Raw genomic sequence first — 10,951 nt, forward strand, 5'->3', positions numbered from 1 at the left:
GGATGCTCATAGGCACCGGCATCGGAGGGAACCTGACCCCCGTGGGCGCCACCGCCAACGTCCTTGCCTGCGGCATGCTGGAGAAACGGGGCTACAAAATCGACCTCTGGAAATATATGAAGATAGCGGTTCCCTTTTCCTGCATCGCGGTGCTGGTTGCCATGCTCCTCGTGCAGATATTCTGGTACGGGTCGTAAATTCGCAGTGGCCTGTTGGTCAAGTACTTCCCGATCACTCCCTTGCAAGTCGTGTCAGGAGCGGTTATCTTAAGATGAGGCAATCACTTATCTTTGAGGAGATACGATGATGAATCGTCTTTACCAACTCTTGGAGAACATGGGATATCTCCACCCTCTCCATCCTGCCGTTACCCACATACCTGTGGGCCTGATTTTTGGCGCCCTCCTTCTTGGCCTTGCGAGTCTCCTCTTCCGGCACGAGGAGACGGCGAGGGCGGCACGATACTGCGCAATAACCGCTCTCATCTTCGTCTTTCCCACCGCCCTTCTCGGCTATATGGACTGGCAGCATTACTATGCCGGCGGGTGGCTCCATCCCATCAAGATAAAAATCGTCCTTGCCATAGTACTTTTTCTTCTTCTTTGCGTCTCTGTGATCTTTGGCAGGAAGAAAGGGACTGTTTCATGGCCGGTTGCTTCTGCCTACGTGCTGAGCGTCTTTACGGTAGTCGGGTTAGGCTATTTCGGTGGACAGCTGATATACACCGACAAATCTCCCCCGGCCGCTCCTCAGTTTGAAAGCGGGGCAAGGCTGTACCGGGTAAATTGCAGCGGGTGCCACCCATACGGCGGTAATATTGTCGACCCGACTGCCCCTGTCGCACGATCGACCGAACTGATAGACCTGGAGACCTTTCTCCGTTGGATACGAGACCCGAGACTCGACAACGGAGCGAAGGGTGTCATGCCCGATTTCCTTGCCTCGAAAATCTCCGATGCACAGGCGAAAGAGCTTTGGCTCTACATCGTCGATGCCACAGGCTCCGATGGAAAGCCGAGGGATTAGGAGGCATCATGTTTTCAGTTCCCTTCACTCTATTTACCGCGTCTTGCTGCCGCCGATGACGATGTCGGTGTCACGACACGATCTTCCGATGCTGCCGGTGTCGTGAAATACTCCCAAGCTTCGGTAATGTTCGTGCCCATCTTTTCGTGAGCCCTTATTCTGCCGGGCTTTTTTGTCCATAATAGACCCGCATTTATTTACTTTCCCTTGTGTCTGCATTAAGGTTTCTGTGAAGTTAATCAAAAAGGAGGGATAATATGTCACGTAAAATCTGCCAATTGGTTGTATGTGTAATGATTCTGGCTTTTGTGGCGCCGGCTTTTGCCTATACCACCGATCAGGCGTCAAATGGAAAGGTACTTTATGGTAAAAATTGTGCCGTGTGCCATGGGGCCAATGGCGAGGGCGGTACGGTTCCCGAACAATTCGGTAAAAAACTTGCAGGTAAAAAGACTTCTCCTGTAGCTGGTCCGGGATATCTGCCGAAAATGAAGACGGCGGGTCAGGCATATGAATTTGCAAGCAAGAATATGCCTGCCAACAAGCCGGGCAGCCTGAAGAGCAACGAGTATCTCGACATCATCGCTTTTGCCCTCCAGGCCAATGGCATTCAGCCTGACGGCGAGCCCCTGACCCCGGCTTCGGCCGAGAAGATAAAACTGGCAGGTGGGGCGAAATAGCTCTTCTTATTTGAGGGATTGGAGAACCCGTTCAATCCGACGTAAAGGCTCCTTCAGCTCGGAAGAAGTATATCTCAATGAGCTGAGTTGAAGGAAAGGCTATTCCAAAAGGTTTAGGATCAGGTCTTGTTTTTGCGTGTGATTTTTCTCCTGCAAAATACAGGGCCTGATGCCCCATTCTCTTAATCAGGGAAAGATCTTCTTTACCCGCCCTATTTCTCCGTTTTCCAAACGGACTTTTATCCCATGAGGATGGTGCGCTGATTTGGTCAGAATATCCTTTACGGTTCCATTAGTCAGCGTGCCGGTGCGCTGATCTTTCTTGAGGACGATTGCCACTTTTGTTCCCCGTTGAATGTCAGATCGCATTGTTCCGTCCATATCGCCTTTAACATATCATATGGCGTTACTATTTCAAAGCCGGGCATATTTAGCTTATAGGAATTTACAAATGACGGCACCCTTTTTATATAACCCGCACCCCTTTAATTCGCTTCACGGGGACGGGAGGGCTCTTTACTCCACGCGCCTTGCGAGCACCGGCGGGTACCCACCCGGTGAGGAGAAACGTTCCGAAGGACAGCCATCCATGTTTGAGGAGGTACGACGAGTTGGGTGGCTGAGTGCCGGACGAACCGTCTTTTGGTGGGTAACGCGCGCAGTTGAAGCGGGGAGTATAGAGTCCTCCCGTCACCGTGACTCCCCAAACCGCCTGTTTGCAGTTTTTCGGGCAAATCCACGGTGCCATTTTACGGGATTTGATGAGGCAAAGGAACAGAAAGGGTGTAAAGATGCCGGGGATCGAGCAGGTAAAGGGTCACTCTCCAAAACCGTGCGGTTTCCCCGATGCCTCACATTCCGAAGGCTGCCCTTTCTTTTCTGAAGCTTGTCTTCAGGCGGCCCATTATCCTGATCTCCAGCTGTCTTACCCTTTCACGGGAGATGTTGAACCGCTCCCCCAGCTCCTGGAGTGTTTCGGGCTCTTCGGCGAGGAGGCGACGGTCTAATATGAAGGCATCCCTTTCATTGAGTTTGTTTCTGAATTCTACGACCTTCTGCGAAAACGCCTCCGATTCCTGATTCCTGCTTACCACTTCCTCGATATTGTCGTCATGGGCCAGGGTGTCCAGCATGGTGTGATTGCTATCGTCGGCAAGGGGGGCGTCCAGGGACACGTCCGAATTGCCGAGCCTGCGGGTCATCTCCACGACTTCTTTCTCCTTTACCCCAAGATCGCTCGAAAGGCGCTCGAGGGACGGATCGATGCCGAGGGATTCAAGGTTTCTCCTTTCCTTGTTGAGGCCGTAAAACAGCCTTCTTTCCGCCTGGGTGGTCCCGACTTTTACGAGGCTCCAGGATTCCATAATATATTTCAGGATATAGGCCCTTATCCAGAATGACGCATAGGAGGAGAACTTCGTGCCCTTATAGGGGTTATATTTCTGCACCGCCCGAAGAAGACCGATGTTTCCTTCCTGGATCATATCCAGGATATTGAGGTAAGAATTATAATATCCCAGCGATATCTTGACCACGAGCCTGAGGTTCGAGAGGGCGAGCCTCTGTGCAGCCTCCCGGTCGCCTTGTTCATGTATGAGGCGCGTGGTCTCGAGCTCCTCTTCTCTCGAGAGCACGGGATGGGCCGATATTTCCTTAAGGTATGCTTTCAAGGGGTCGAAAACGACGGGAAGATCCTTCTTTGATTCTACCGCGCCTTCGTCCACATCCACATCGTGTAAATGAGTCATGTTCTTTGCCTCCTCTCATTCGGAAAGCCGGAAGAGCTGCTTCCCGTTTGTTTTGCAACTACGTTTTTTTGGAGGGCCCTTCGAATATTCCGGTCATCGTGTGGGTGCTGCGTAGCCGGCTGAATCCTGCCTCAAAATACTGCCGGCTTTGAGTCAAACTACAATCCGGCGTGTTTTGCGGCTTAAGGCGACCGATTCCGGCGCCTTCTCCGGAAAAGAACAGGCCCTGCGTCACGACAACCACTTTTTGAACAGGCGCTCTCTATGTAATATCAATTATCAGGACATTTCTTATTACTATCCATGTTAAGGATTTGTATGACTTGTTTCCAATATTACAAGAAATGTGCCACGAGAGCGACTACATCAACACTCACAAGATAATCAATGAAAACAGGGTCTTGCATTTATTGACGACTCGGGCGGCCTTCAGTGGGCACCGACAAAAGTCTTGCGGGAGAAGTCAAAGGTTTCGCCGACGAGACAAAAGCGTCTTGTTACGCAAGACTATTCTTCCTCAGGGAACTCCTTCTTGCGGTCTTCCACATATCATCGGGGAATCGAAAAATAGAACGTAGCCCCCTGGTCAATCCTTCCCTCGACCCATACTGCTCCGCCATGGCGTTCGACAATTCGCTTCACAATAGCCAGACCGAGACCGGTCCCTTCGAACTCTTCACCCTGGGGGAGTCGTTCGAACGCATTAAAGAGCTTATCGGCATCGCCCGCGGCGAATCCGATACCATTATCTTTCACGAAATAGATGGTTCTTTCCGGCTCAACCCGTCCGCCCACGTGAATGTCCGCCATCTCCCTCGGCCGGGTATATTTGACGGCATTACTCAGGAGGTTGACCAAGACTTGCGTAATCATTGCTTCGTCGCCTTCCATATCCGGCATCGCATCAACGTGGAGGCTTATTTCTCGTTTCGGGTACAATTCCCTGAGTCGGTTAAAGACTTCTTCTGCCATTTTATCCATTTTGAGGGGCGAGAGGTTTACGGCCCTCCTTCCTGAGCTGAAGAAGTCGAGCAAATCCTGAATAAGTTTCTCCATCCGCGTGCTGCTCGCGTGAATCATCTTAAGGTATTCCCGGCCTTTCTCATCAAGGCCGTCGGCATGTTTCTCCAGGAGCCTGCGGGAAAAACCCCCGATAGTGATAAGGGGCGCCTTCAGGTCATGAGAAACGGCATAGCTGAAGGTTTTCAGTTCTCCGTTTACGGCCTCAAGCTCCGCAATGTGCCCCTTAAGCTCCTGATTGAGGGCCTGGATCTTGTCCTCTGCCCGCTTCCGGTCGGTGATGTCTTCGATGGCGAGGAGAACCATCTGTGTGCCGACACCTTCCCGGTAGAGCCTGCGAGCGTTGAGGATCATGGATTTATGTCCGATGGTCTGAAATACGTGGTTGACCGCATAGTGATCGAATTTGGCACCCGTTGGAAGAATATCCTCGAGCAGCGTACGGAGCTCAGGTATGTCCCACTGTCCGTTTCCGAGGTCGTAAATGTGTTTTCCTACCGTCTCACCCGGAGTTGTCTTGAAGGTCTCATAAAAGCTGCGACCGGCGGAGAGCACCTTCAATTGATCGTCCAGTACCAGAAGAGGTTCGCGCACGGTGTCCATCATCCCCTCGGCATATCCGCAGGTCTCGCGATATGCCGCCTCAGTCCCCCTGAGGGCAAATTCCAACTTTTCCACTTCAGCGGCTCGCCGCCGCATTCCTTCCAGTTCGCTGATGAGCTGCTCTGTCGTCTTATCCCTATCCCTCATCCTTGATACCCGCGAGAGGTGCTGAATGCAAAGACAAAATGCAATCGGAGACCATTCCGGAAATATCAGCAAGGGCTGAACAAAAGTCAACCCCGGGGGTGTCCAAATCCACCATCTCCAAGGTCTCGCCGAGTGGGCGACGATTGTTTAGTAGTTAACCGGCGCAACTGAAGAGGTTACCATAAGGCCAGGTATGATTCGCCGATTTCCGGATTCCTATATATTCCGAATACAGTTTCCCCATCCAGTTTGATTATAGAGTCTTTGTATGATAGAAATATGATAAATAATGGTCAGGTGGACAAGATATGAACGAGTTGCTCCGGCGAATACCTAAGGTCGACGATCTGTTCAAGGTCCCGGGATGGGTCGAGATTGTGCGCATCTATCCTGAGGGGCTGGCGAAGGACGTGCTGCGGGATTGTCTTGACCGGCTTCGGGCCGGGATAAAGAACGGCAACCTGACTGCGGTCCCGCCTGTCGAGGCGGTGCTCGATGAGGTCCGGGCCGAGGTGGCGCGCCGCTCGGCGCCGAGTCTCAAACGGGTGATCAACGCCACGGGGGTGATAATTCACACCAATCTCGGCAGGTCTCTTTTGCCTGCCTCCGCCGTGAAAGCAATTACGAACGCGGCGGGACGGTACGTGAACCTCGAGTACGATCTCGCCGAAGGCGCGCGGGGCGACCGGTACGAGCACTGTACCTTTATTTTAAGGAAGCTCACCGGATGCGAGAACGCCCTGGTGGTGAATAACAACGCGGCGGCAGTGATCCTTGTGCTCAATACCCTGGCGGAGGGGCGGGAGGTAGTCATTTCGCGGGGCGAGCTGGTCGAGATAGGCGGCTCGTTCCGTATTCCCGAGGTGATGAAGAAGAGCGGCGCTGTGCTCAGGGAAGTGGGCACCACCAACAGAACCTACAAGGAAGATTTCGAACGGGCCATAGGCGGTGAGACGGCCTTACTCATGAAGGCCCATACAAGTAATTTCAGGATCAAGGGTTTTGTCCGGGAGATCGGGGTGGACGAGCTTGCCGAGCTGGGGCGCACGCACGATGTCCCTACCTACTTCGACGCGGGAAGCGGTCTTCTCATGCCCCTGAAGGAGCTGGGGATTTCCGGCGAGCCCCTCATCAGGGAGGACCTCGCGAAAGGGATGGATGTCATATCCTTTAGCGGGGATAAATTGCCCGGCGCTCCCCAGGCGGGAATCATCATCGGAAAGGACGAATATATCAGGGCGATCAGAAAGAACCCCCTTGCCCGGGCGTTGAGAGCGGATAAGCTCACCCTCGCGGGGCTCGAAGCAACCCTCCTTCTTTATCTGGACGGAGAGAAGGCAAAGGCGGAGGTCCCGACCTTGCAGATGCTTCACATGGACGAGGAGACCCTGAGAAGGAGGGCCTCCCGTATAGTCAGGATCCTTAAGGGCCGCCTTACGGGGTCCTCCGTGGAGCCGGCAGGCATGTTCTCCGAAGTGGGGGGCGGCACCCTGCCGGATGTCTATATCCCTTCTTTTGGTATTGTCCTGAAACCTGAGGGCATCAGCGCGTCCCGGCTTGAAGAGCGTTTGCGTTGCCTCGAGATCCCCATTATTGCACGAATCGAAAAGGAAGCGGTCCTTCTCGACCTGAGGTGCGTGCTCAAGGATGAGGAGCCGGTCCTGATCTCGGGCATCGTCTCCGCCCTCGCGAATGGATGAGACGCGGTTCACCATAATCGTAAATGGGGAAGGCAAGAGGATCGACCTCTTTCTTTCGGAAAAGCTTTCCATTACAAGGACCAAGGTCAAGAACATGATAGAGGCCGGCCACGTGCGCGTGGACGGCAAACCTCCGAAGCCCTCGGCGAAATTGAAAAAAGGCACCCTCCTTGAGGGTGAGATGGAGCAGGAAGAGCCCCTTACCCTCACCCCCGAGTCCATCCCCCTCGACATCCTCTATGAAGATCCTTATCTCCTCGCCATAAACAAGCCTAAGGACATGGTGGTCCACCCTTCGCCGGGTCACTGGTCGGGGACCCTCGTAAATGCCATACTCGGCTACATGGGGGGAGTGATCCCTTTTCTCGCGAACGGGGAAGAGGAAGAAGATGAAAATAGCGAAGGGGAGGGCGAAGCAACGGAATTCCCCCCGATTTTCTTTCGGCCCGGCATCGTCCACAGGCTCGATAAAGGCACCACGGGCGTCATAATTATCGCCAAGGACGGAAAGACCGGCGAGCAGCTCTCCTCCCTTTTCAAGAACCGTGAGATCACCAAGACTTACCGGGCGATTGCGGAAGGTACGCCGGTAAAGAGCGAGGGGACGATAAAGGGCGCCATCGGCCGTCACCCCGTGGACCGGAAAAAGATGGCGGTCCTGAAGGATAAGGGGAGAGAGGCGGAGACAGGATACAAGGTGCTCAAAAAATTGAAAGGCTTCTCCTATGTAGAGGCATACCCGAAGACAGGGAGGACCCATCAGATACGGGTCCACCTCGCCAGTATCGGGCATCCCGTGGTGGGTGACGACGCATACGGGAAAAAAGCCCGGAGCCTGGCGGACCGGCCCCTCCTTCACGCCTATTCGATAACGTTTATCCATCCCGCGACCGGTGAAAAGCTTGTCGTTACCGCTCCGGTGCCCGAGGATATGGAGGAGTTCATTACATCCCATGAAATTTGAGGTGAGGGAAAAATCAGGCTGGACCTACTATTGCGCCCCCGACCTTGAAGAAAGAGGCGTCGGCCATGGGTTTTTTACGTCCCTGACACCCTCTTATATAATGGAGGGAGAAGAGCGGCAAAAATTCCTCACCGCCTTCGGTCTTCGCGACCTCGTTATTTTGAAACAGGAGCATGGGGACGAGGTTCATCTCGTGCAAAGAGGCGAGCGCCCTTTATCGGGAGACGGCATCATCCTCCTCGAAAAGAGGGTGGCGGGGATCATCAAGACCGCGGACTGTCTCCCCGTGATACTTGCGGAGCCTCAATTTCCTGTCGCGGCCATTGTACACGCGGGCTGGCGCGGCACGGCCCTGGGGATCGCGGGCAAGGCAGTAAGGATGTTGGTTCAAATGGGCGTGGAAAGGAAGAAGATTATCGCCCTTTTAGGCCCTGCCATAGGGACGTGCTGCTACGAAGTGCAAAAGGACGTGGAAGAGGTCTTTCTGGAGAAGGACTTTTCCCCCAATGTGATCCACAGGATCGACGGTGCACTCATGCTCGATCTCAGGGCAGCGAACCGGGAGACCCTCGCACGCGCCGGCGTGGAGGCCGTCTACGAGGCCGGCTCATGCACTCTCTGCTCGGGCGGCTTCCATTCCTTCAGGGGAGGAGAAAAGGTGGAGCGCCAGATAAACTTTGTCTCCCTCGGGCGATTCGAGGTATAATTACCGTATCATATGAGAACCTATAAGAAAGACCTTCTTTTCAGCGCCGTTATTGCGGCGATCTTTATTTTCCTCATCTACCTGGAGACCCAGCTTCCTTTCTTCAAGCGCTTCATCCCCGTAGGCGAAAACAAGATCATCGTCGTCATCTTCAATATCAACATGCTCCTCATCCTCCTTTTCCTCTACCTCTTCTGCCGGGCCCTCATCAAGACATACCTGGAGAAGAAGAGAGGGATATGGGGCTCGGGCCTGAAGACGAAGCTCATTGCGACCCTTCTTTGCGTCTCCCTCATACCCTCATTCACCCTTTTCTTTCTCGCCACCGGTTTCTTCAACGTGAGCATGGATAAGTGGTTCAGCCAGAAAATAGAGGATACGGTGGTCAACGCCCTGGAGCTCTCCCAGTTCTACTATAACGATCTCTACCAGAGATACGACAAGACGAGCGAGTTGATGTCCCGGGAGATCAGCCGGAAAAAGCTTTTCGCCAGGGATGCCGATCTGGAAGATTATATAGACAAGGCGGTGGTGAACCACGTCCTCGGATATGCTGCCGTATATAATATGTCCGGAGACTTGAGGATAAGCAGCGAAGGCATCAAAGAGGAAATTGTGCAGAAGCTTACGGAAAAGGTGAAACTCTTCATCAAGGGCGGTGCAATGAGGTCGATTATGCCCATGCCTGAGGGAGAACTTTTTGTGGCGGGGAATAAGATCAGGGACGAGTCGGGGAATCCTACGGCTTTGCTTCTCGTGGGTGACCTCATAGGGGTCCACGGAGCGGAGAAGATCCAGGAGATCGCATCGGCCCACCAGGAGTTCAAGGAATCGAGGCCCCTCAAGAAGATTTTGAAATACGGTTTTATGGTTCCCCTCTCCCTTATTACTATTATGACCATATTCTTTTCCGTGTGGGTCGGCACGAAGATGGCAACGGAGATCACGACCCCTATCCGGCGCGTCAAAGAAGGGGCGTCGATTATCGCCAAGGGCAAATTCGATATCAATCTCGAAGACCGGGGAAAGGATGAGATCAGCACCCTTGTCACGGCCTTCAACTCCATGGCTAAAGAGCTGAAGATCACCAAAGAGGAGATCGAAGAGAAGAGGAGATATATCGAGGTCATCCTTGATAACGTGGCCACCGGCATTGTTTCCACCGATGTAAAGGGCGGCATACTGCTCCTCAACCGGGCGGCCCGGATGATCCTCGGCATCGAAGGGGAAGTGGCGCCGGGCACCCATGTGAAAGAGATCTTCGGCGACGATTACCGCTCCATACTCAAATCCTTTCTGAGGGAGATAAAGGAGTCGGAAAGCACCAGCGTGACCCAGGAGATCAAACTGAAGCTCAGGAAAGAGATCACCTATATCAGGGCCTCTCTGACCGTGCTTAAAGGTGAGGATATGCGGAATGAAGGCTTTATCCTGACCCTGGACGACATAAGCCATATCGTGAGGGCGGAGAAGCTCGCCACCTGGAGAGAGGTGGCACGGAAGCTGACCCATGAAATCAAGAACCCCCTCACTCCGATCATGCTCTCAGCCGAGAGGATCAGGCGAAAGCTCCTTCCAAAAGCGGGAGAAGATGAGAGAGGGATACTCGATGAAGCGACCTCGGTCATCATCACCTCCGTTCAGGACATCAAGGGCATTGTGAACGAGCTTACGAAGCTCACCCATAATTCCCAGGCCAAGACCCTTGAAGACATCAATTCCGTGGTGGAAGAGACCATCGGGCTCTACCGGCACCTCTACCAGAACGTAGTCTTCGAGGTCGAGCAGAGCAGCACACCCAGAATCAAGCTCGACCGGGACGGCTTGAAAAGGGCCCTCATCAACCTCATCACCAATTCCATAAAGGCCCTGGGCGCGGAGGGGGGGACTATCGCCGTGGCCACGCGGTACGATAAGGCCAGCAGGTCGGGCATCATAGAGTTCGCCGATACGGGGAAAGGGATCTCCGACGAAGACAAAGGCAGGATCTTCGACCCCTACTTCACAAAAGATAAAGACGGCACCGGCCTCGGCCTCGCCATCGTCAATTCCATAATCCTGGAGCACCACGGGAAGATCTCGGTGGCGGATAATGCGCCGAGAGGCACCCGATTCATCATCGAACTCCCCCTGTAGCCGCCCGGTCGGGCATCTTTTTTCCCATCTCCGCGTTGCCTGCGTCGTCACAAAGTTCGACGTACTAAAAGTACGCCTTCACTTTACTCCTCCTGGTCGCCTTGACCTGGAAAAAAATCTACCCAACCGGACGGCTACAGGTGCGCCATGAAGTCAATTCACGGATTAAAAACCTTCGTCGGCTCCTCCTGGTCGCCTTGATCTGGAAAAGACTCTGCCCA

General features: G+C 53.6%; 10 protein-coding genes. 7 read left to right on the forward strand and 3 right to left on the reverse strand.

Annotated elements, in window-relative coordinates:
- The 3 genes from VGJ94_14410 to VGJ94_14420 form a co-directional block, all read left to right on the forward strand.
- Nucleotides 1–197 (forward strand): hypothetical protein (locus VGJ94_14410; protein HEY3277807.1); only part of this gene is annotated, 197 nt, incomplete at its 5' end.
- Nucleotides 198–303: 106 nt separating this feature from the next.
- Entirely contained in the window at nucleotides 304–1,026 is a 723-nt protein-coding gene (locus VGJ94_14415; GenBank protein ID HEY3277808.1) for a DUF2231 domain-containing protein, read from the forward strand.
- A gap of 257 nt (nucleotides 1,027–1,283) precedes the next feature.
- Nucleotides 1,284–1,706: a c-type cytochrome gene (locus VGJ94_14420; GenBank protein HEY3277809.1), complete on the forward strand. Its 423-nt coding sequence runs from the start codon at nucleotides 1,284–1,286 to the stop codon at nucleotides 1,704–1,706.
- A gap of 186 nt (nucleotides 1,707–1,892) precedes the next feature.
- Here the strand turns inward: VGJ94_14420 and VGJ94_14425 are convergent, their stop codons facing one another.
- The 3 genes from VGJ94_14425 to VGJ94_14435 form a co-directional block, all read right to left on the reverse strand.
- Complete coding sequence (locus VGJ94_14425; GenBank protein ID HEY3277810.1) at nucleotides 1,893–2,075, reverse strand: YwbE family protein; 183 nt, start codon at nucleotides 2,073–2,075, stop codon at nucleotides 1,893–1,895.
- Between the two features lie 482 nt (nucleotides 2,076–2,557).
- The gene (locus VGJ94_14430; GenBank protein ID HEY3277811.1) at nucleotides 2,558–3,454 is read right to left on the reverse strand and encodes an RNA polymerase factor sigma-32; all 897 of its coding nucleotides are present in this window, start codon (nucleotides 3,452–3,454) and stop codon (nucleotides 2,558–2,560) included.
- 549 nt (nucleotides 3,455–4,003) lie between these two features.
- Nucleotides 4,004–5,224 carry an ATP-binding protein gene (locus VGJ94_14435; protein ID HEY3277812.1) on the reverse strand — a complete coding sequence of 407 codons (1,221 nt, stop codon included), beginning with the start codon at nucleotides 5,222–5,224 and terminating at the stop codon, nucleotides 4,004–4,006.
- Between the two features lie 308 nt (nucleotides 5,225–5,532).
- On the opposite strand from VGJ94_14435, the gene selA reads away from it, so the two are divergent.
- The 4 genes from selA to VGJ94_14455 are packed head-to-tail and all read left to right on the forward strand — an operon-like array spanning nucleotide 5,533 to nucleotide 10,730.
- Nucleotides 5,533–6,924 carry an L-seryl-tRNA(Sec) selenium transferase gene (gene selA, locus VGJ94_14440; protein ID HEY3277813.1) on the forward strand — a complete coding sequence of 464 codons (1,392 nt, stop codon included), beginning with the start codon at nucleotides 5,533–5,535 and terminating at the stop codon, nucleotides 6,922–6,924.
- Nucleotides 6,917–7,888 carry an RluA family pseudouridine synthase gene (locus tag VGJ94_14445; protein ID HEY3277814.1) on the forward strand — a complete coding sequence of 324 codons (972 nt, stop codon included), beginning with the start codon at nucleotides 6,917–6,919 and terminating at the stop codon, nucleotides 7,886–7,888. The genes selA and VGJ94_14445 overlap by 8 nt, the downstream gene beginning before the upstream one ends.
- A complete protein-coding gene (pgeF, locus tag VGJ94_14450) occupies nucleotides 7,878–8,594 on the forward strand; it encodes a peptidoglycan editing factor PgeF (GenBank protein ID HEY3277815.1) in 717 nt (238 codons plus the stop codon). The genes VGJ94_14445 and pgeF overlap by 11 nt, the downstream gene beginning before the upstream one ends.
- Before the next feature lie 12 nt (nucleotides 8,595–8,606).
- Entirely contained in the window at nucleotides 8,607–10,730 is a 2,124-nt protein-coding gene (locus tag VGJ94_14455) for an ATP-binding protein (GenBank protein ID HEY3277816.1), read from the forward strand.
- The last annotated feature ends 221 nt before the right edge of the window (nucleotides 10,731–10,951 follow it).

The organism is Syntrophorhabdaceae bacterium (assembly GCA_036504895.1).
Lineage (GTDB): Bacteria > Desulfobacterota > Syntrophorhabdia > Syntrophorhabdales > Syntrophorhabdaceae > PNOM01.